Origin of the sequence: Phytopseudomonas argentinensis, assembly GCF_900113905.1 — a bacterium.
GTDB lineage: Bacteria > Pseudomonadota > Gammaproteobacteria > Pseudomonadales > Pseudomonadaceae > Aquipseudomonas > Aquipseudomonas argentinensis.
Window position 1 is genome coordinate 965,529 of the sequence record NZ_FORC01000002.1, and the last position, 20,672, is coordinate 986,200.

The following is a 20,672-nucleotide window of genomic DNA, read 5'->3' on the forward strand; positions in this document are numbered from 1 at the left end:
AGGTCTCCATGATCAATGAAAATTTCCGGGATGAGCGTTTTGCCGCTGTCGTCACCTGTACCTGGCTTTCATTCCAATCGACAAAACCTGAGCCCGCACAAGGCAGGCAGCAGGGTGTTGCAAGAGGCGTTGATTGACTGGCTGGCGCCGGGCGCCGCTGCAGTCGGTACTGATTCGATGCAGGAACGCGTCATCCCTGGCTTAACTGGTGCTTGCTGCTGTGCGCGGCCACTAGATGTAGTGTTGCCGGTGCAAGCGCGGCGAGCGGTGTCCTAGTAGTGGCCAAACGAGGCGAATCGTTCAATGCCGATGTAGCTATTTACACCGCAGCGCGGTATCGACTCACATTTCAGTGCACCGAAACCGCGCTGGGCATGGACTTTTTCAGCGCATTTGTGCTTGGGTCCGTTTGTGCCAGAAACCCAACATATAGGGGTTTGGCGAACTGGGGATACAAGATAGTGCGGTAAGGGCCGTAAGGCAAGCCCTGCAGGCTGTGGATAAATCTGTGGGTTAGTCCGGGGTAAGTGGCGCAAATGCCCATGGTTGCTGGCGGTGCCAGGGGTCATGATTTGGCCGGGCGGCCGCTTGCCGCAGGCAGTTTTTTTTCGCCGCTGGGCGCGCGGTTTTCACTTCGTCAGCAAAACACAATATGTAGGGTTTCTCGCGCAGTTGTGGCCTGCAATATGCAGCTGCCCGCGAGCATGGGTGGCACCAGCTTCACCTGGCCCTTTACGGCAGAATCAGCGCCTGGTGCTTGAGTGCCCGCTTGCGGGCATCGGGCAACTCATCGCGGTCCTTATAGGGCGCGGTGTACCAGCCACCATAGGTGGGGTTGGGCAACAGGAACCAGCGCTGGCCGAACCAGGCCTGGTAGGGCGCTGCCACCTGGCGCTGAGCGCTCAGCCGATTGGGCGCGGCGATGAAGTCGCCATAGCTGTCACCAACCATCAGCAGCACCCGTGCGCGTTCGCCGACCCACTGGCGACGGCAGGTCTTGTCCGAACCCGCTTGCTGGCAACCGCCAATCGCCGTGCCGGCGGTGAGAATCTGACCGATGTCCTCGATGGGAAAGCCGGCCTGGCGCAGGTTGCGCAGGGTATCTCCTTCCTGCCCCGGTTCGCGGTTGGTCAGGTAATAGGGGGTGATGCCCAGGCCGGCGGCCGTCTGCATGAAGGCCACCGAGCCAGGCAGGGCGCGGGCTTCGGCCTTCTCGACCCAGCGATACCACTCGGCGTAGTCATAGGCGCCACCGTCGACCACCGCCTTGGCGTTCACCGGGGTGTTGTCGAGCAGGGTCTCGTCGATATCCACAATCAGCGCTGGCGGCAGACCGCTGAGGTCGCGCGGCGCCTGGGCGAGCGCGTCCCACTGCGGGTCGGCCAGCGCGGGCCGCAGCTGGCGGGTCGCGGCAGCGTAGATCTGCTGATAGAGCAGCTCGTGCTCGATGGCGGTCTGCGTCCACAGCACGGCATCGAGCTGATCATGGCCCTTGGGTGCCTGCTGGCAGCCGGTCAGCAGGGCGCCGAACAAGGCAATGACCAGGGCGGGGACTGTGCGACGCATGGGGCGGTCCTCTGGGTTGGTCGATGATGATTGGAGCGTCAGGGCAGGGCTGCCTAAGGTCTGTGGGAGCGGGCGGGGACGCCTAGTTCATGCCCCCGAAAATCACGGGCATGGCCGTTACCACAGGGTGTGGTGATCAGAAATTCACCGTGGCAGACAAGCGCGCCGTACGTGGGTCACCCGGGAACAGGTAGCCATCGCCCTGGTAAGCACCGGTGTCGCGCCAGTAGCGCTTGTCGAACAGGTTGTCGACGGTCAGGCGCAGCACCGTCTCGTAGCCTTCGATACGCGTGGTGTAGCGGCTGCCGAGATTAAAGATCGTGTAATCACCGACCTCTACCGTGCCGCTCGGATCGGCGTACTTGCTGGCGCTGTACTGCAGGCCCCCGAGCAGCGACAGGCCTTGAATGCCGGGTATCCGATAGTCGGCGGCCAGGCTGGCGCGCACTTTGGGCACGTTGACCGCCTGGTGGCCTTCGTAGGCTTCGGTGCCGCTGTCGATGGCCCGGGCGCGGATCACCGCGGTGCTGGCCGACAGCTGCAGGTTGCGGCTGGCCTGGCCGCTGGCGGAAAGCTCCAGGCCGATATTGCGCTGTTTGCCTTGCTGCACGTAGGTCAGGTCGCCATTGTCGTCGGGGCGGCTGTATTGCAATGCCTGATCGATACGGAACAGCGCAGCGCCCAGGCTCAGGCCCTGCCAGTCGCGTTTGAGGCCGGCCTCCAGCTGGCGCGACGTGGTGGGCGCTAGTGTCTGGCCCTCATTGGTGGTGAACCAGGGGGCCTCACCGCCCAGGGACAGGCCCTTGCTGTAGCTCAGGTAAAGGGTGGTGTCCGCCTGGGGCTTATAAAGAAGCGCGGCGTTGGGCAGGAATTCGCTGCGCCGGGTGCGGCGGTCGCTGACGCCGCTGCTGGTGAAGGCTTCCTCGATCAGGCGCACCTGGCGACCACCCAGCAGCACCTGCCAGTGTTCGTCGAAGCTGATGCGGTCGCTGAAGAACAGGCCGTACTGGCGGCTGTCCAGGCGACGTTGCTTGGGGTTGAGCGGCAGGCCGGTGGGGGCGAAGTCGGCTGGGTCCTCGTGGATATTGCCGGCACCGATTGGCACGTTGACGGAGCTACGCCGGTCTACGATTCGGCGCAATGCGCTGCTTCCGAGCGTCAGCTCGTGGCCGATGCTGCCAGTGGCGAAGGCGCCGGACAGAGTAGCCTGCATTTCGTCATGCTGACGGGTGTCGTCCGGGCTGCGGTAGTCGGATATGTCGTAGTCGCCATCGGGGCTGAAGTGCGGGGACCAGGTGCCTGAGTCCGGGTTGTAGTAGCCATAGGGGAAGGTGCTGTAATCGTCGATCACCACCTTGCTGTGAGAGGCATCGACAGCCGCTTTCCAGTTCTCGTCGAAGCGGTACTCGAAGCGCCCGCCAAGATTCAGTGAGTCTATGCCCACCGGCTTGCCCCAGCTCTGATGGCCCAGGCGCTTGTCCGGGTCGACGACGCTTGGCACCTGGGTGCCGCCGAGCAGCTGATAACCCGCCACGGACGGCTGTTCGCGGGTCTGGTATTCGGCGTCCAGCTGCAGGGTGGCATCCGGAGAGATGTTCCAGTCCAGCGCCAGGGAGATGAAGTCGCGCTTGCCATCGGCATGTTCGACGAACGAGCGGATATCCTCATGGGCCAGGTTCAGGCGCACGCCCACCTGCTGCTCGGCGCCGAACCAGTGGCCGAGGTCGGCGGCCAGGTAGCGCTCACCATCCTGATTGCTGGCCACGCTCAGCGAGCGCACGTTCTCGGCCCGCTTGGTCGCGTAGTTGATCAGCCCGCCGGGTTCGGTCACGCCGCTCTGCAGGCCGGACAGCCCCTTGAGCAGTTCGACCTGCTGCTTGTTTTCCAGCGCCACGTTCTGCTCGCCCACCAGGCTGCGGCCGTTGACCCGGTAGCTGTTGGCGGCATTGAGGGAGAAGCCGCGCACCACGAAGTTCTCGTAGTAGCCGATGGGCGCATAGGCTTCGCCCACCGAGGCATCGTTCTTCAGCACATCGCTGAGCAGGCGCGCCTGCTGGTCGTCGATCAACTGGCGGCTGACCACTGATACCGAGGCCGGCGTGTCGAGCAGTTCGGCCTCATTGAAGCCGCCCACTGCGGCGCTGCGCGCCCGGTAGCCGTCGCCGGCCTGCTCCTCGATGGTGGTGGCATCGAGCACCACCGCCGACTCGGCGGCCCAGCAGAGGGTCGGGCTCAGCGCCAGGGCGAGCAGGCTCGGGGCAAAGCGCGGGCAGGGCAGGGCCATGCAAACTCCTTGGTTGCAGAGGTGGGCGGTTGGCTATCCGGCGTACGTGCGATTTATAGGCTGCGCGGCAGCCATCGCTTGGCGGGGCGGGATTGTCGCCTATCGGGGCGGCGGTTGCCATGGCGGATATCAGCGCCGGGCGACTACCGCGAACAGGTGCCAGTGCTTGCCTTTGCCGACGGCGGTTTGCCCCTGACGGTCGATTTCCTGCAGGTCGATGATTTGCCAATCCTGAAACAGGCGCTCGACTTCGCTGCGGGTATGAATGGACAGGCCGTCTTCTGCCCAGCTGTCGCGCTCGCCGAAAAAGTGCCCGGCAAACACCCCGCAGGGCTTGAGCGCTTGCTCGATGCGCTGCCATAAAGCGGGAAACTCACCAGGTGGGCAGAAGGGCAGTGAGAAGCTGGCATTGATCAGCTCGGCCGGCGTCAACTCGGTACTCTGAAAGGCCATGCATCGGGTTTGCAGGCGCGCCTGGTGATCCCTTGGCACAAGTGAGTTCAAATACTCGAATGCCAGGGGCTCGGCATCGATGGCCGTTACCTGCCAGCCGCGACGCAGCAATTCAAGTGTATCGCGTCCTGCGCCACAGCCCAGGTCCAGCGCCGCTGCGGGCGCGCCATGCCAGTGTTGCAGTGCAAGGAGCAAGGTCGGCATGGCCGGTGCGCCCTGGGTGTTTTCGTAGAAGCGCCTGGGGTTCATCAGAACGGCGCCGGGCACTCGAAACGCAGACGCTCGCCGCTTTGCGGGTGGGTGAGGCTCAGCATGCTGGCGTGCAGGCACAGGCGCGGGTAGGCGGCCAGGGCCTGTTCGTGGGCGTACAGGCCGTCGCCGAGCAGCGGGTGGCCGATGGACAGCATGTGCACGCGCAACTGGTGCGAGCGGCCGGTGATCGGCGTCAGTTCGACGCGGGCATGCTCGGTGTGGCGTTCGAGTACGCGCCAGAACGTCAGGGCGTGCTTGCCCTGTTCATGATCGACCACGTGGCGTGGTTTGGTCGGCGGGTCGTAGCGCAGCGGCAGGTCGATGCTGCCGCTGTCGCCTTCGGGCGAGCCCCAGCACAGGGCCGTGTAGGCCTTTTCGGTTTCCCGGTCGTGGAACTGGCGCGACAGCTCGCGGTGGCTGTCGGCATCGCGGGCCAGCACGATCAGCCCCGAGGTTTCCCAATCCAGGCGGTGCACGATGCGCGCCTCGGGGTAGCCGTTTTCCTGCAGGCGGGTGACCAGGCAATCCTTGTTGTCATCGGCGCGGCCGGGCACCGAGAGCAGCAGGGTGGGCTTGTTGATCACCAGCAGGGCGGCATCCTGGTGGACGATTTCGATTTGGCTGAGCGGCATGGGCGTTCTTTGGTTGGGCGATAAAAACGAAAGGCGGCCATCGAGGCCGCCAGTCGTGGAGCTGATTGTCGCATCGGTCGATGTCGTTTCCGGCACCGCCTGGTGGGTTACGCAGCGCGTTGAGTCTGGTTGTGACGCGAATGTCACCACCAGGCGCTGCTAACCCACCCTACGGTATGCGGATCAGCGGTCGGGCAGGGTGATGTTCAATTCCAGAATCGAACAGCTGCCCTGGTTTTCCAGGGCGACCTGCACCTGGTCCGAGTCGATGGCCACGTACTTGCGGATCACCTCGACCAGCTCCTGCTGCAGGGCAGGCAGGTAGTCGGGTTGGGTGCGCTGGCCACGTTCGTGGGCAACGATGATCTGCAGGCGCTCTTTGGCGATGGAGGCTGTGGTTTCCTTCTTGCGCGAGCGCAAGAAGTCGAAAATATTCATTCGCGACCTCCGAACAGACGTTGCAGGAAGCCCTGCTTCTTCACATCAAGGAAACGGTGCGCCACTTCCTTGCCCAGCAGGCGATCGACGGCGTCGCTGTACGCCTGGCCGGCATCGCTCTGGTCATCGAGGATCACCGGCACGCCCTGGTTGGAGGCCTTGAGCACCGCCTGGGATTCGGGGATCACGCCGAGCAGGCGGATGGCGAGGATTTCCTCGACGTCTTCCACGCCGAGCATTTCGCCCTTGGTGACGCGCTCCGGGTTGTAGCGGGTCAGCAGCAGGTGCTCCTTGATCGGGTCGCCGCCCTGTTCGGCGCGGCGCGACTTGCTGGCCAACAGACCGAGCATGCGGTCCGAGTCACGTACCGAGGAGACTTCCGGGTTGGTGACCACGATGGCTTCGTCAGCGAAGTACATGGCCAGGTGGGCGCCTTTCTCGATACCGGCCGGCGAGTCGCAGACCACGTATTCGAAGTTCTGCGACAGCTCGTTGATGACCTTCTCGACGCCTTCCAGGGTCAGGGCGTCCTTGTCACGGGTCTGGCTGGCTGCCAGCACGTAGAGGTTCTCGAGACGCTTGTCCTTGATCAGGGCCTGGGTGAGGGTGGCTTCGCCGTTGACGACGTTGACGAAGTCGTACACCACGCGGCGTTCACAGCCCATGATCAGGTCGAGGTTACGCAGGCCGACGTCGAAGTCGACGATGACGGTCTTGTGGCCGCGCAAGGCGAGGCCGGTACCGATGGCAGCGCTGGTGGTGGTTTTACCGACGCCACCCTTGCCGGAAGTGACTACGAGGATCTTGGCCAAGGTGATTCACCCTAAAAATGAATAAAAGCAGGAACCTGCCGCGATTGGCGGTCTGTCGAAAGAATCGCTCGGCTGGGGGCGTGCGCGGTGCTCGCCGGGTTTGGCCGATGATTGTTTTGACAGCCCGCCCAGAGGCGTTCGAGGGCCCTGTGTGACAGTTAAAAGTGCCGGGCAGTATCCGTTAAAGACGGGTGATGTTCAACACGTCGCCCATCAGGCTGACCTGCACCGCGCGGCCCCAGTTCGGGTCGCGGCGCAGGTCTTCGGCAACCTTGTACTGGCCGGCGATGGAGAGCAGTTCGGCGCCCATCTGCTGGCAGAAAATCCGTGCTTGCCGGTTGCCCTTGACGCCGGCCAATGCGCGACCACGCATGGGCGCGTAGACATGGATGTTGCCATCGGCGAGAAGTTCCGCGCCGGCACTCACCGGGGCCAGCACCACCAGGTCGCAGCCCTGGGCGTAGATCTGCTGGCCGCCGCGCACCGGGGTGGTGATCACGCGGGTCGGTTTGACCTCGGGCTCCACCGGCTTGGGCGGCTCGACCGGTTTGGGTGCCGGGTCGATTACCCGCTCGCGGGCCCCGGAGGGCGGCAGCACCGGCAGGTCCAGGGCGTTGGCGGCGGCGATGTCTTCCTCGCGGCTGGCGCGCACGGCCAGGGTGCGCAGGCCGTGCTTGCGGCACAGGGCCATGAGTTCGCCCAGGTCGAGGTCGCCTTCCTCGCGCGGCAGTTTGTCGAGGGCCAATACCAGGGGCGTGTTGCTGAAGAAGTTGGGCGCCTGGGCGACCTTCTCGGCGAGTTGCAGGTCGAGGCGGGCAAGGTCGTTGTGCGCCAGCTCCATCACGGTGATGGCCAGCATGCTGCCTTTGAGCTGGAACACGGGGTCTTGGTCGAGGAGATCAGCTTGGCTCATGGTCTGCCTGATGGGCCTTGGAAAATTAGCGGGACTTATAACGAGAACGGCGGCGGGGCTCAAGGACAAATGTCACCGAAGCCGCGCAGGCTTGCTGCTGCAACCTGCGCACCGTTAAGGTGCTGCGCATGAAGGGTAAGCAAGGCAGGGCGGGCAGTCAGTGAGTGGTTTGGTGGTGGTTTCCGGGTGCTCGGGTGGCGGCAAGTCCACGCTGCTGGCCGAGCTGCAACGGCGTGGGTATCGGGTGATCGAAGAGGCGGGCCGGCGTTTGATCCAGGCCGGTGGCGCAACGCCCTGGGACGACTTGCCGGGTTTTCTGCAGCAGGCCATGGCACTGGCCGAGCAGGACTATCACACCCATGTCGGCACTGCAGGCTGGGTGTTCTGCGACCGTAGCCTGGTGGACCTGGCCAGTGCCTTGCAGCACCTTACGGCTGCGCCCTGTCTCGCGCCGTTGGCCACGGCCTTTCGTTATCACCTCCAGGTGTTCATGGTGCCGCCGTGGCCGGCCATCTATTGCCAGGATGACCAGCGGCGCCATGAACTGAGTACCGCCATCGGGGAATACCAGCGCCTGCTGCGCGACTATCCGGCGCTGGGCTATCAGGTGCAATTGCTGCCAAGGCTGGATGTGCCCGCTCGCGCGGATTTTCTGCTGGACGCCTTGTCGCGTGATGCCGGCGAGCTAACGCAATGAGCCAGGCCGAAGTCGACATCCAGCGCGCCGGCCTGGCCGATATCGACGAGGCGATCGGCTTCGTGATGGCGGCCCGCGCCGAGATCTTCCCGATGCTCGACAGCAGCGTGCTGCCGGCCGACCTGCAGCGCTTTGCCGAGACCTACGTACAGGGCGAGATGGGCGCCTTCTGGCTGGCGCGCTGCGCAGGCGAGATCGTTGCGGCCGTTGGCTACCTGCCCTACGACCACCGCTTCGCTCAGCTCGACTACCGGGGTGTGCGCACGGTGGAGATCGTGCGGCTGTTCGTGGTTCCGGCCTTCAGGCGCTCCGGCCTGGCCGTCAGGCTGTGCAGCGAGCTGCGCGAACATGCCCTCGGCCAGGGTGTCGAGGTGCTCTACCTGCATACACATCCCTTTCTGCCAGGCGCCATCCGCTTCTGGGAACGGCAGGGCTTTACGGTCACCGATGTGGAGAGCGACCCCGTGTGGCAGACGACGCATATGCAATGCCGGCTGAGGGACATGCGCTAGAGTCACCGCGGTCGAGCCTAGGAGCCTGTTGAGATGGATAAACTGCTGGCCTTGCAAGCCTTCGTGGCAACCGTGCGCTGCGGCGGGTTTTCCGCGGCCGGGCGCTCCCTGGGCATGGCGACCTCTTCGGTGACCCGGCTGGTCAGCAGCCTGGAAGCCGAACTGCAGAGCGTGCTGCTCAACCGCAGTACCCGCCAGGTTGGCATGACCCAGGCCGGGCAGGCCTATTTCGAACGTGCCGTGGCGATTCTCGAGGCGCTGGCGGAGGCCGATGCCGCCGTGTGTGATGGCGGCGCGCAGGCCCGCGGGCGGCTCAATGTCAGCGTGCCGGTGGAGTTCGGGCGGCGGGTGATCGCGCCCCACCTTGGCCAGCTGCTCGAACGGCACCCCGAACTGGAGATTGCCCTGCGTCTCAGTGACGACCTGGTCGACCTGCCTGGCGAGCGGGTGGACGTGGCGGTGCGCCTGGGTAGTACGCTGCTCAGCGACGAGGTGGTCAGCGTAGGGCTGGGCGAGTTCACCCGCTGGCTAGTGGCCAGCCCGGCGTACCTGGCGTGCCAGCCGCCGATCGGCGAGCCCCAGGCACTGTTGGCCCATCAATGCCTGCGTTTCGATTTTGGCGCGGGGGCGCCGCCCTGGCAGTTCGTTGCGGCCGAGGGCGTGCAGGAGGTGGCGGTGCGCGGGCGCTTGCAGAGCAACAACGCCGACGTGCTGCGCGCCGCGGCGCTGGCCGGGCAGGGCGTGGCGCTGCTGGCCGATTGGCTGGTGCGTGAGGATGTCGCCAGTGGCCGACTGGTGCGCCTGCTCGATCGCTACAGCATCACACCCGGTGCGGCGAGCGGTGCCATCAGCGTGCTCTACCTACCCAATCAGCGTGGCTCGCGGCGGGTGGCTGCGTTCGTCGAATTCCTGCGTGAGCTGCTAGCCGGCTGATGCCGGGCAGCGTTCGAGCCGGCGCAACGCTGTGTTGCGCGGCAGGTGGATTCTGCGCTCGAACGAGGCCCCGTAACCTTGCTTCACCCAGGCCGCCAGTTGGTGACGCCAGGGCTCCGTCGGGCATCCCACCCGTTTCCTGTTCCGACGAGCCGCCGTGCAGGTCGGCTTATCGCGAGGTAATCATGAGTACATCCACGTCCAACCGGTCGCACAGCCTCTCGCCAGCGCTGGTGCTGCTGTTCGCCTTCTGCTGCGGCGCCATCGTCGCCAACCTCTACTACGCCCAGCCAATCGTCGAGCTGATCGCGCCTGCTGTGGGGCTATCGATGCATCAGGCCAGCCTGATCGTCTCGCTGACCCAGATCGGCTATGCCGTCGGCCTGCTGTTTCTGGTGCCGCTGGCCGACCTGCTGGAGAGTCGCCGGCTGATGCTGCTGACCACCCTGGCGGCGATGGTCTGCCTGCTGGCAGCTGGGTTTTCCACGTCGCCGGGGCTGTTTCTTGGCCTGTCGCTGCTGGTCGGCTTGAGTTCGGTGTCAGTGCAGATGCTGATTCCCCTGGCTGCTCACCTGGCACCGGAAGCGACCCGTGGCCGCGTGGTGGGCAACATCATGGCCGGCCTGCTGCTGGGCATCCTGCTGGCACGGCCGGTGGCCAGCCTGATCGCCGAATACTTCGGCTGGCGTGCGGTGTACGTCATGGCGGCGACGCTGATGCTCGGCATCGTGCTGGTGATCGCCACCACCATTCCCCGCCATGTGCCGGATAACCGTGGCCATTACGGCCATCTGCTGCTGTCGCTGCTGGGCCTGCTGCGCCGCTATTCGACGCTGCGCCAGCGGGCGCTGTACCAGGGGCTGATGTTCGCCTCGTTCAGCCTGTTCTGGACCGTGGCGCCGATGGAGTTGGTGCGTCATTACGGCTTCACCCAGACCCACGTCGCGTTGTTCGCCCTGGTCGGGGCCATTGGTGCCATCGCCGCGCCGATTGCCGGGCGCCTGGCCGATGCCGGTCATACCCGGCGTGCCACCCTGGTGGCCCTGGTGCTGGCGCCGCTGGCCTTCGCGCTGACCCTGGCCGGCCCCTTGGCTGTCGTGCTTGGCCTGGTGCTGTGCGCGGTGCTGCTGGATTTCGCCGTGCAACTGAACATGGTGCTCGGTCAGCGCGACGTCTACGCGCTGGAGCAGAACAGCCGCGCGCGCCTCAACGCCCTGTACATGACCAGCATCTTTATCGGTGGTGCCAGCGGCTCGGCCATCGCCAGCCCGATCTACGAAACCTTCGGTTGGCAGGGCGCGGCGCTGACCGGTGCGGCGTTTCCCGCTCTGGCGCTGCTTCTGGCCTTGTGGTTCGGGCGCAGGGCGACCGGCGAGCAGCGCTTGGCTGACGGTAAGTAAGACACTGGAACGGTGCGCTGGCGCGCCGCTTCGATCGGCCAATGTGCCGGCCGCCGAGGAACCCGGCCGATCTGCTGCGGTCTTTCAGCAGTCGGCCAAACCGGTGGAAGGCATGGCGTTGCGCCATTTGCGCGCCCCCTGCACATCGGTACAACAATTCGCCTGGCCGACATTCGCGCGCTGAGTCGCAATGTGTTCCACCGCCGAGTGAAGATGTTTTTATGTCCCTAGCCCGTCCCTTTTCTGCCTGCTTTTCCCTGCCGCCGTTTCGCGTGCTGGGGACTTGCGTTCTATCCGGCCTGCTGCTGATCGCCGCGCCGGCCCACGCCCAACAGGCCAGCGACAACGTGCGCTGGGTCAGTGACAGCCTCAATACCTACGTGCGCAGCGGCCCGACCGAGGGCTATCGCATCGTCGGCACCCTGAGTTCCGGCACCCGCGTGCAACTGCTGCGCACCCAGGGCGACTACAGCCAGGTGCGTGGCGAGAGCGGCGACGCGGTGTGGATCCCCAACCGCGACCTGCAGGAGGTGCCCGGCCAGGCCGAGCGGCTGCCGGCGCTGGAGCAGAAGGTTACCGAGCTGAGCACCGAGCTCAAGAACATCAACGAGACCTGGGAAACCCGTGTGCAGGGCATGCAGGAGACGCTGGAGACTCGCAAGAAACTGATCGACGAACTCGAAGCCAACCGCAGCGCCCTGGATATCGAACTCAACCAGGCCCGTTCGGAGCTGCGTGAGGCCCAGGCCCAACTGGGCGACGAGCAGAAGCAGGTGCTGATGCGCTACATGGTCTACGGTGGCAGCATCGCCGGTGTCGGCTTGCTGGCGGGGTTGATCCTGCCAACCATGTTCCGCCTGCGCCGCAAGCGTAACGATCAGTGGGTCTGAGTCGGCCGGCTTTTTAGAGATTCACGCTTCGCCTTTGCTCTGCAGGGGCGAAAGGTGCAGCGGATATCCGCTGCCATTTTTGTGGGACTGTGGGAGCGGCGGGGACGCCCAGTCCATGCCCGCGAAAAACTGGGTCATCGACTGGCAGTTCCTGCCCACTCGCGCAAATGGGTAAAGCTTATAGATGGGAGTTCGCCCGCATGGCGCGCTCCCACATTTCTACATCCCACATCATTGGGCGCTCCTCGGCATTGAACAGCGCAGCGCCTCAGTGCACCTCAGCGGCCACCGCCGCCCGAATCGCCTCGAGCAGCATCATGCAGGCCGGGTTGTCGTTATTGCTGCGCCAGGTCAGGTGCAGTTCGCTTTGAATCCCTTCGCCCAGATCGATCTCGCGGAATGTCACCTCCTTGAACACCACGTTGGTGGCGCAGCGCGGCACCAGGGCCAGGCCCATGCCGGCGTTGACCAGGGCCAGGATGGTCAGCGACGAGCCCAGCCACTGCACGTATTCGGGCGCCACCCCGGCAGAGCGGAACATGCCGGTCAGCAGCTCGTTGAACGGCGGGTAGGCGGCGTGGGAGTACATCAGAAAGGGCGCGCCATCCAGGCTCCTGACGCCAATCTGCTCAACTCTGGCCAGCGGGTGCCCGCTGGGAATGGCCAGCACGAACGGTTCGCGCACCAGGCACTCGTTCTCGTAACCGGCCTGCAGCAACGGCTGGCGCACGATGCCCAGGTCGATGCGCCGGGTGCGCAGCGCCTCGTGCTGCTGATGGGTGTTCATCTCGCTCAGGGAAATCTTCACCTGGGGTTGATTGAGCCGCGCCTCGGCGATCACCCGGGGTAGGAATTCGTACACCGCACTGCCCACGAAGCTGATGCTCACCGAGCCAATATCGCCCGCTGCGAAGCGCCGCGCCGAGGCCGCTGCCTGGTGGGCACGCTCCAGCAGGTTCTGCGCTTCGATGAAAAATGCCCGGCCAGCGGCGGTGAGCGCCACGCTGCGCGTGCTGCGGGTGAACAGCTCGACACCCAGGCTGTGCTCGAGCAGCTGGATCTGCCGGCTCAGCGGCGGCTGGGTCATGTTCAGCCGTTCGGCGGCGCGGCGAAAGTTGAGTTCGGTGGCGACGGTGGTGAAGCAGCGCAGCTGGGCGAGTTCGAACATTGATTTAATCCAGGTATCAATCGAATGCCAATATAGATTAGACGGGATCAATACCCGCGTACATGATCGGCGCATCCCACAAAAACAATGATCGGGAGTCGCCCAGTGAATAACGTCCCAAGTCCAGCCGACCCGCAGGTTGTTGCCCGCGCGGTCTCGAAAGTGAAACGCCACGTATTGCCACTCTTCGTGGTGATGTTCATCGTCAACTACATCGACCGGGTGAACATCGGCTTCGTCCGCAGCCACCTGGAAACCGACCTGGGCATTGGCGCCGCCGCTTATGGCCTGGGCGCGGGCCTGTTCTTCATCGGCTACGCGATGTTCGAAGTGCCCTCGAACATGCTGTTGCAGCGCTACGGCGCCAAGGTATGGCTGACCCGCATCATGTTCACCTGGGGCATCGTCGCCACCGCGATGGCCTTCGTGCCCAACGAAACCTGGTTCTATATCCTGCGCTTTTTGCTCGGCGTCGCCGAGGCCGGCTTCTTTCCGGGCGTGGTGTACTACTTCACCAAGTGGCTGCCGGCTGGCGAACGTGGCAAGGCCATGGCCATCTTCCTCAGTGGCTCGGCCATCGCCTCGATCATTTCCGGTCCGCTGTCCGGCCTGCTGTTGCAGATCGACGGCCTGGGTATGAAGGGCTGGCAGTGGATGTTCTTCATCGAAGGCATGTTCTCGGTGGTGCTCTGCGGTTTCGTGTGGTTCTGGCTGGATTCGCTGCCCAAGGACGCCAAATGGCTGAGCCGCGAGGAAAGCCAGGCACTGACCGATTGCATCGACGAAGAGCAGCGTCAGCGCCAACTGGCAGCCGGCGAGACCGGCGCGGTCAAGCACTCGGCGTTAAGGCTGCTGCGTGACCCACAGATCATGCTGTTCTGCTTCCTGTACTTCTCCATCTCGCTGACCATCTACGGCTGCACCTTCTGGTTGCCGAGCATCATCCGCTCCATGGGCGGGCTGGATGACTTCCAGATCGGCCTGTTCAACTCGGTGCCGTGGATCATCTCGGTGGCGGCCATGTACGCCTTCGCGGCCCTGGCAGCGCGCTACAAGTGGCAACAGGCCTGGGCTTCGGCAGCGTTCGTGATCGCCGCATTCGGGCTGTTCATGTCCACCACTGGCGGGCCGATCTTCTCGTTCATCGCCATCTGCTTCGCGGCCATCGGCTTCAAGGCGGCGTCCTCGCTGTTCTGGCCAATTCCCCAGGCCTATCTGGATGCGCGCATCGCCGCGGCAGTGATTGCCCTGATCAATTCGGTGGGCAGCCTGGGCGGCTTCGTGGCGCCGGCCACCTTCGGCTATCTCGAAGAGCACACTGGCTCCATCGAAGGCGGCCTGATCGGTCTGGCCGTGGTCTCGCTGATCGCCGGCATCCTGGTGTTCATGACCAAGACCAGCAAAGGCGCCAAGGGCAGCGGCAACGGCGTGAGCCCCAAGCCTGCCGCATCGCCAGCCTGAAACGTACAGGCGCTGGCCTGGCCAGCGCAGCCACTCTGTCAGCACAAGGAATTCGAAAGATGAGGATCAAACAGGTACGCGTGACGCCGATTGCGTTCCGTGATGCGCCCTTGCTCAACGCCAGCGGTATCCACGAGCCCTATGCCCTGCGTTCGATCATCGAGGTGGAAAGCGACAATGGCTTTATCGGCCTGGGCGAGAGCTACGGCGATGCGCCGGTGCTCAGCGTGCTGCAGGCCATGCAGGATTCGCTGGTCGGCCTCGACCCCTTCGACCTCAACGGTCTGCGCGCCCGGGTGGTGAAGACCGTGGCCGCGCTCAAGCCGGGCACCGCGGGCGCGGAACTGGCGCCGGGCTCGCACCCCAGCAAACAGGTGGCCAATGCCTATTCGGCTTTCGAAGTGGCCTTTCTCGATCTGCAAGCGCGTTCCCTGGGCATGCCACTGGTGGATCTGCTCGGCGGTGCGGTGCGTGACCGCGTGCCATTCAGCGCCTACCTGTTTCTCAAGTATGCCGAGCACGTGGGCTCGCCCTATAAGCCGGATCGCTGGGGGGAGGGCATCAGCCCCGAGCAGATCGTCGCCCAGGCGCGCACCATGATCGAGGAGAACGGCTTCAAGAGCATCAAGCTCAAGGCCGGCACCTTGCTCGGCCCCGAGCACGAAGTGGCCTGTATCAAGGCGCTGCGCCAGGCCTTTCCGGAGGCGCCGCTGCGTATCGACCCCAACGGCAACTGGTCGGTGCAGACCTCGCTGCGCATGGCCGAGCTGATGGGTGATGACCTGGAATACTACGAAGACCCCTGCCCAGGCCTGGAGGGCATGGCCGAGGTACACAAAATCACCGGCATCCCGTTGGCGACCAACATGGTGGTCACCGATTTCGACGAGTTCCGCCGCAGCGTGGCGCTGAACAGCGTGCAGATCGTGCTGGCCGACCACCATTACTGGGGTGGCCTGCGTGATACGCAGATCCTCGCGCGCATGTGCGATACCTTTGGCCTGGGCGTGTCCATGCACTCCAACTCGCATCTGGGCATCAGCCTGATGGCCATGACCCATGTGGCGGCGGCGGTGCCGAATCTGTCCTATGCCTGCGATACCCATTACCCCTGGCAGGAGCCAGACGAGGAAGTGATCAAGGGCGGCAAGCTGCCGATCGTCGACGGCTGCGTGGCGCTGACCCGCGCGCCTGGCCTAGGCGTCGAGCTGGACTACGACCAGTTGGCCAAGCTCAACGACCAGTACCTGACCTGCGGCATCCGCTCGCGCAATGACGTCACCCAGATGCAGAAGTACGACCCGAGCTGGAAGGCGCTCAAACCACGGTTCTGATCCGCAACCTGCCGAGGTGGCCGCCCATGGCCACCTCAATCCTTTCTTATACCTGCTTGAGTAGTGCTAGCGCTGCTTGGCTTTCAATGACCTGCGCGTACTCATCCTGCAGATTGGCCAGCGCCATGGCGTGCACCTCCCCGGCGCTGCGCAGCACACCCTGGTAGTCGACCTTGGCAAAGGTGAAGCAGCCATCGGCTACTACATAGGTGGTGAAGCCCAGGTTGCCCGCCGAGCGCGCGGTCGCTTCCACCGAGTTGTTGGTGCTGACGCCAACGATCACCAGCGAGTCGATGCCGCGCACCCGCAGCCAGCGCTCCAGCCCGGAGTGGATGAACGCATCGGGCACGTTCTTCTCGACCACGTGCTCCCGGGGCAACGGCTGCAGCGCCGGCTGGAACTCCACGCCGCTCTGCCCGGGTGCGAATTGCGAGCCTGCAGATCGGGAGATATGGCGTACATGCACGACCGGCGCTGCGGCCAGGCGCCAGGCCTGGAGCAGTTCGGCCATGCGCAAGGGCGCCTGCGGGTTGTTGCGCTCGCCGGCTGCGGGGTCGAGCATGCCGCGCTGCATGTCGATGATGATCAGGGTGGGATGGGTCATGACAATGCCTTGCGTCGGGTGAAAGGGCACTTCTGCGCAAATTCTTCATCTATAGAACAAGCATGCTCGCACTCAGTATTGCATCTTGCACGACCAGAATCTGGCCACCGTGCAGGATGCATAGTTCAATTATTTTTTATTTGTAAATAGTCCTTTTAAATCAATGGTTTAGATTTTATCAATAGCTGGCACGCAGTCTGCAATATCCCTCTGGACGAAGGAACACCACTCAGAGGGTACGAGCCATGCAATACGCCATCCAGCACCTGATCGAAAACCTCCCGGACTACGCCATCGATTTCAAAAAGCGCCCCGACGGGATGTTGCTGATGACGTTGCGTAAGGATGGTGAAATTGCCTTCGTTAAGGCGATCGACCGCCAGACCGTATTCTGTGAAACCCGCGTTCAGGCGCTGCTGCATGAGATCATGCGTGACAGCAAGCTGATCAGCGGTGAAATCAACTGGAAGGGGCAGGGTGCCCAGTGGATCGATCGCAGCCTGCCGACCTTTACCGGCGCGCCGATCAATCCGACCGCTGCAAAAATGATGTGGGCTCGCCGTGGTCGTGATGGCAGCTACCGCGCCACCGCCTGAGTTCACTCAACCGGTTGAAAAAAGCCCCGCCTAGGCGGGGCTTTTTTATGGGCGTTGATCACCAAGAGCCGGCCCGCCAGGAGCCGGCTGGTGATCCTCAGCCAGCTAGCACGGTGTCGACCAGGGATTTGGCCTCGCTCTGGATGCGCTTGAGGTGGGCATCGCCCTCGAAGCTCTCGGCGTAGATCTTGTAGACATCCTCGGTACCCGATGGCCGCGCCGCGAACCAGCCGTTGTCGGTGACCACCTTGAGCCCGCCGATGGCCGCACCGTTGCCCGGCGCTTCGGTAAGGATGGCGGTGATCGGCTGGCCGGCCAGCTCGCTGGCGGTCACCTGGGATGCCGACAGCTTGCCCAGGCGGGCCTTTTGCTCACGGTCTGCCGGGGCGTCGATGCGTTGGTAGACCGGCGCACCGAAGCGCTCGGTCAGGGCCTGGTAGCGCTCGCCTGGATCCTTGCCGGTCACTGCGGTGATTTCCGCCGCCAGCAGGCCGAGAATGATGCCGTCCTTGTCGGTGGACCATGCGCTGCCATCCTTGCGCAGGAACGAGGCACCGGCCGATTCTTCCCCGCCAAAGCCGAAACGGCCTTCGATCAGGCCGTCGACGAACCACTTGAAGCCCACCGGCACTTCCACCACGTTGCGGCCGATGCCCTTGGCCACGCGGTCGATCATCGACGAGGACACCAGGGTCTTGCCGATAGCGGCCTGGGCCGCCCACTGCGGACGGTGAGTGAACAGGTACTCGATGGCCACGGCCAGGTAATGGTTGGGGTTGAGCAGCCCCACCGAGCGGGCGACGATGCCGTGGCGGTCATGGTCGGTATCGCAGGCGAAGGCCACGTCGAAGCGGTCCTTGTTCTCGATCAGCCCGGCCATGGCATGGGGCGAGCTGCAATCCATGCGGATCTTGCCGTCCCAGTCGAGGCGCATGAAGCGGAAGGTCGGGTCGATACGCGTCGACAGCACTTCCAGCGGCAGGCCGAAACGCTCGGCGATGCGCGTCCAGTAATGCACGCCGGCGCCGCCCAGCGGATCGACCGCGAACTTCAGGCCCGAGCCGCGGATCGCCTGCAGGTCGAGCACCTGCTCGAGATCGCCGACGTATTGCTCGATGAAATCGTGGCGCTGGGTAGTGGGCGCCTTCAGAGCGCTGGCATAGTCGATGCGCTGCACGCCCTTGAGGCCGGCCACCAGCAGTTCGTTGGCGCGCTCCTGAATCCACTTGGTCACGCCGGTATCGGCCGGGCCACCGTTGCTGGCGTTGTATTTGAAGCCGCCATCGGCCGGCGGGTTATGCGACGGGGTGATGACGATGCCATCGGCCAGGCCGCTGCTGCGGCCCTTGTTGTAATCGAGAATTGCCTTGGAGATGGCCGGCGTCGGGGTGTAGCCCGGTTCGCCGCCCGTTTCACTGCAGCCGGCATCGATACGGGTTTCGATGCGGTTGGCGGCCAGCACTTCCAGGGCCGACACGAAAGCCGGCTCGGACAGCGCGTGGGTGTCCATGCCGATGAACAGCGGGCCGTCGATGCCCTGGCCGCGGCGGTAATCGCAGATCGCCTGGGTTACGGCGAGGATGTGCCATTCATTGAAGCTGTTCTTCAGGGAAGAACCGCGGTGGCCCGAAGTACCGAAGGCCACCTGCTGAGCAGGGTCGCTCGGATCCGGGCGCTCGCTGTAGTAGCGCGCAACCAGACGGGGCAGGTTGACCAGACTGTGCTCGTCGGGAAGGCGCCCCGCGTTGCTGTGAATGCTCATCAATCGTTCCTTTGATAGGGTAAAAGGGCCGGGCGGCTCTGGCGCCGCCGCTGACATCGGACTCGGGGTTCGACACCAGGGCAGTAGGCTGGAGTTCCCCATACTCGTGCGCGGATGATAAAGATTGCGCGACAAAGCGCCAGTAAGCTGGCCGAGTAGTCCGCGATGATTGCAAAAGCACGAAATCCTGCATCGTTGCGATAGATTTATTTAACGTACGGGTTGGTGGCATTTTGCTATTTTGTAAGTGCGTGTGTCGGAACCGGCAGCGCATTTGCTGGGCCGACAAGGAGTGGTTGGTAGAACACCCTATATCTGGTGCCACCATGAATCTTCGCAGCTTCAACATCGCCCCCCGTGCTGCCTTCTGCTTCGCGCTCATCACCCTGCTGGTGATGGCGCTGGGCGTATTCTCGCTGTTCAAGCTCGGCGACCTCTACGATGCCGAACAGGATATCGAAACCAACTGGATGGCGAGCATCCAGGCCACCGGCGAGATGCAGAAGGATCTGCTCAACGTTCGCCTGGAAACCCTGAGGATGCTGGCCGTGGTGGAAAACACCAGCCAACAGACCATCGATGACAGCGTGGCGCAGAGCTACCGTACAGCGCTGCAGCAGATTCTCGATCAGTATGGCCAGCATATGGTGTCCACAGATGTCGAACGCGGCATGTTCAACCGGGTCAATACCAGTGCCCAAACCTACTTGAGCGGTCAGCAGCAGATCGTCGACTCTCTGCGCCAGAACCAACTGACTCAGGCGCTGGCGCTGGCCAATGGGGCGGTGCGCGAAGCCGGCGCCACCCTGCAGCAGCAACTCGATGAGCTGACTGCCTACAACATGCAGGGCGCCAAGCAGGCGGGCATCAACGCCAATACCATTTACCAGCACGGCCGCACCGGGGTGCTGGTGACCATCGCCGTTGCGGTTTTGCTGACCGTGCTGCTGGCTACCCTGCTGACTCGCTCCATCGCCGCGCCGATCCGCGAAGCATTGCAGAGTGCCGAGACCATTGCCTCGGGCGACCTGACCCGTGCCGTGCAGGTCTCGGGCAAGGATGAGGCCGCGCGCCTGCTGGCCGCCCAGGCCACCATGCAGAAGAACCTCAACGACGCCATCCGTCAGATCAGTGATTCGTCCACCCAGCTAGCCGCTGCGGCAGAGGAGATGGCTTCGGTCACCGAGGAGAGCACCCGCAACCTGCAGAATCAGAACGCCGAGATCGACCAGGCCGCCACCGCAGTGACGCAGATGAGTTCGGCGGTCGACGAAGTGTCGCGCAACGCCAATGGCGCCTCCGATGCATCCCGCGAGTCGACGGTGTCGGCCAACGCCGGCAATCAGCATGTGGCGCGAACCGTGGACGCCATCCGTCACCTGTCGAGCAATGTGATGCAGGCCTCCGATCAGGTTCAGGGCCTGGCCGACCAGGCCCGTGACATCAGCAAGGTGCTGGACGTGATTCGCAACGTCGCCGAACAGACCAACCTGCTGGCGCTCAACGCCGCCATCGAGGCGGCCCGGGCCGGCGACCATGGCCGCGGCTTCGCCGTAGTGGCCGATGAGGTAAGGGGGCTGGCCCACCGTACCTCGGCGTCGACCCAGGAAATCGAGCACATGATCGCGGCCATCCAGAGCGGCACTGAAAAAGCCGTGCAGGCCATGCGCGGCAGCAGCCAGGAGGCGAGCAATACCTTGCTGGTCGCCGACGACGCGCGTGTCGCCCTGGAGCAGATCGTGGATTCCATCGGCATGATCAACGAGCGCAACCTGCAGATCGCCACCGCTTCCGAGGAGCAGGCCCACGTGGCCCGTGAGGTGGATCGCAACCTGGTGAGCATCCGCGACCTGTCGATTCAGAGCGCGTCGGGCGCCAACCAGACCGCCGCGGCCTGCAGCGAGCTGGCGCACCTGGCCCAGGGCCTCAATACTCTGGTCGGGCGCTTCAAGCTCAGCGCCTGAT

Annotated in this window: 20 protein-coding genes; 10 read left to right on the forward strand and 10 right to left on the reverse strand. The window is 64.1% G+C overall.

From position 1 onward, the window contains the following. The first annotated feature begins 8 nt into the window (after positions 1-8). Positions 9-137 (forward strand): hypothetical protein, encoded by a 129-nt coding sequence (locus tag BM154_RS24570; protein WP_279626221.1) that lies wholly within the window; start codon positions 9-11, stop codon positions 135-137. A 595-nt stretch (positions 138-732) separates the two neighbouring features. Here BM154_RS24570 and BM154_RS12910 read toward each other — a convergent pair. The 7 genes from BM154_RS12910 to minC all read right to left on the reverse strand — a co-directional run bounded on the left by BM154_RS12910 (position 733) and on the right by minC (position 7,350). After that, positions 733-1,566 carry a 5'-nucleotidase, lipoprotein e(P4) family gene (locus BM154_RS12910; protein WP_074884320.1) on the reverse strand — a complete coding sequence of 278 codons (834 nt, stop codon included), beginning with the start codon at positions 1,564-1,566 and terminating at the stop codon, positions 733-735. Between the two features lie 136 nt (positions 1,567-1,702). Continuing rightward, positions 1,703-3,850 carry a TonB-dependent siderophore receptor gene (locus BM154_RS12915; protein WP_074884323.1) on the reverse strand — a complete coding sequence of 716 codons (2,148 nt, stop codon included), beginning with the start codon at positions 3,848-3,850 and terminating at the stop codon, positions 1,703-1,705. 129 nt (positions 3,851-3,979) lie between these two features. Then, on the reverse strand, positions 3,980-4,552 hold the full coding sequence (locus BM154_RS12920) for a class I SAM-dependent methyltransferase (RefSeq protein WP_074884326.1): 573 nt from the start codon (positions 4,550-4,552) through the stop codon (positions 3,980-3,982). Next, positions 4,552-5,187 (reverse strand): RluA family pseudouridine synthase, encoded by a 636-nt coding sequence (locus BM154_RS12925; RefSeq protein WP_074884329.1) that lies wholly within the window; start codon positions 5,185-5,187, stop codon positions 4,552-4,554. Before BM154_RS12925 ends, BM154_RS12920 begins: the two co-directional genes overlap by 1 nt. 183 nt (positions 5,188-5,370) lie before the next feature. Next, on the reverse strand, positions 5,371-5,625 hold the full coding sequence (gene minE, locus BM154_RS12930; protein WP_013790888.1) for a cell division topological specificity factor MinE: 255 nt from the start codon (positions 5,623-5,625) through the stop codon (positions 5,371-5,373). Then, positions 5,622-6,437 carry a septum site-determining protein MinD gene (gene minD / locus BM154_RS12935; protein ID WP_074884333.1) on the reverse strand — a complete coding sequence of 272 codons (816 nt, stop codon included), beginning with the start codon at positions 6,435-6,437 and terminating at the stop codon, positions 5,622-5,624. The genes minE and minD overlap by 4 nt, the downstream gene beginning before the upstream one ends. A gap of 181 nt (positions 6,438-6,618) precedes the next feature. Continuing rightward, positions 6,619-7,350, reverse strand: coding sequence for a septum site-determining protein MinC (gene minC, locus BM154_RS12940; RefSeq protein WP_074884337.1), 732 nt, complete (start codon positions 7,348-7,350; stop codon positions 6,619-6,621). 160 nt (positions 7,351-7,510) lie between these two features. Between minC and BM154_RS12945 the strand changes: the two genes are divergently transcribed. The 5 genes from BM154_RS12945 to BM154_RS12965 all read left to right on the forward strand — a co-directional run bounded on the left by BM154_RS12945 (position 7,511) and on the right by BM154_RS12965 (position 11,782). Continuing rightward, positions 7,511-8,047, forward strand: a complete 537-nt coding sequence (locus tag BM154_RS12945; RefSeq protein ID WP_074884340.1) for an AAA family ATPase — start codon at positions 7,511-7,513, stop codon at positions 8,045-8,047. Further along, on the forward strand, positions 8,044-8,559 hold the full coding sequence (locus BM154_RS12950) for a GNAT family N-acetyltransferase (protein ID WP_074884343.1): 516 nt from the start codon (positions 8,044-8,046) through the stop codon (positions 8,557-8,559). The genes BM154_RS12945 and BM154_RS12950 overlap by 4 nt, the downstream gene beginning before the upstream one ends. 33 nt (positions 8,560-8,592) lie before the next feature. Beyond that, positions 8,593-9,492, forward strand: a complete 900-nt coding sequence (locus tag BM154_RS12955) for a LysR family transcriptional regulator (RefSeq protein ID WP_074884346.1) — start codon at positions 8,593-8,595, stop codon at positions 9,490-9,492. 185 nt (positions 9,493-9,677) lie between these two features. Next, a complete protein-coding gene (locus tag BM154_RS12960) occupies positions 9,678-10,892 on the forward strand; it encodes an MFS transporter (protein WP_074884349.1) in 1,215 nt (404 codons plus the stop codon). Positions 10,893-11,113: 221 nt separating this feature from the next. Next, positions 11,114-11,782, forward strand: coding sequence for a TIGR04211 family SH3 domain-containing protein (locus BM154_RS12965; RefSeq protein ID WP_074884352.1), 669 nt, complete (start codon positions 11,114-11,116; stop codon positions 11,780-11,782). 268 nt (positions 11,783-12,050) lie between these two features. Here the strand turns inward: BM154_RS12965 and BM154_RS12970 are convergent, their stop codons facing one another. After that, a complete protein-coding gene (locus BM154_RS12970) occupies positions 12,051-12,950 on the reverse strand; it encodes a LysR family transcriptional regulator (protein WP_074884355.1) in 900 nt (299 codons plus the stop codon). Positions 12,951-13,055: 105 nt separating this feature from the next. On the opposite strand from BM154_RS12970, the gene BM154_RS12975 reads away from it, so the two are divergent. Next, positions 13,056-14,411, forward strand: a complete 1,356-nt coding sequence (locus tag BM154_RS12975) for an MFS transporter (protein WP_074884358.1) — start codon at positions 13,056-13,058, stop codon at positions 14,409-14,411. Between the two features lie 59 nt (positions 14,412-14,470). After that, positions 14,471-15,745 carry a glucarate dehydratase family protein gene (locus BM154_RS12980; RefSeq protein ID WP_074884361.1) on the forward strand — a complete coding sequence of 425 codons (1,275 nt, stop codon included), beginning with the start codon at positions 14,471-14,473 and terminating at the stop codon, positions 15,743-15,745. A gap of 46 nt (positions 15,746-15,791) precedes the next feature. Here the strand turns inward: BM154_RS12980 and BM154_RS12985 are convergent, their stop codons facing one another. Further along, positions 15,792-16,349 (reverse strand): cysteine hydrolase family protein, encoded by a 558-nt coding sequence (locus BM154_RS12985; protein ID WP_074884365.1) that lies wholly within the window; start codon positions 16,347-16,349, stop codon positions 15,792-15,794. Between the two features lie 245 nt (positions 16,350-16,594). Here BM154_RS12985 and BM154_RS12990 point away from each other — a divergent pair, with 245 nt between their 5' ends. Then, positions 16,595-16,945, forward strand: a complete 351-nt coding sequence (locus BM154_RS12990; RefSeq protein ID WP_074884368.1) for a hypothetical protein — start codon at positions 16,595-16,597, stop codon at positions 16,943-16,945. A 97-nt stretch (positions 16,946-17,042) separates the two neighbouring features. Here BM154_RS12990 and pgm read toward each other — a convergent pair whose 3' ends face one another. After that, a complete protein-coding gene (pgm, locus tag BM154_RS12995) occupies positions 17,043-18,707 on the reverse strand; it encodes a phosphoglucomutase (alpha-D-glucose-1,6-bisphosphate-dependent) (RefSeq protein ID WP_074884371.1) in 1,665 nt (554 codons plus the stop codon). A 326-nt stretch (positions 18,708-19,033) separates the two neighbouring features. Between pgm and BM154_RS13000 the strand changes: the two genes are divergently transcribed. Further along, positions 19,034-20,671 (forward strand): methyl-accepting chemotaxis protein, encoded by a 1,638-nt coding sequence (locus BM154_RS13000; protein WP_074884374.1) that lies wholly within the window; start codon positions 19,034-19,036, stop codon positions 20,669-20,671. Position 20,672 lies beyond the last annotated feature (1 nt).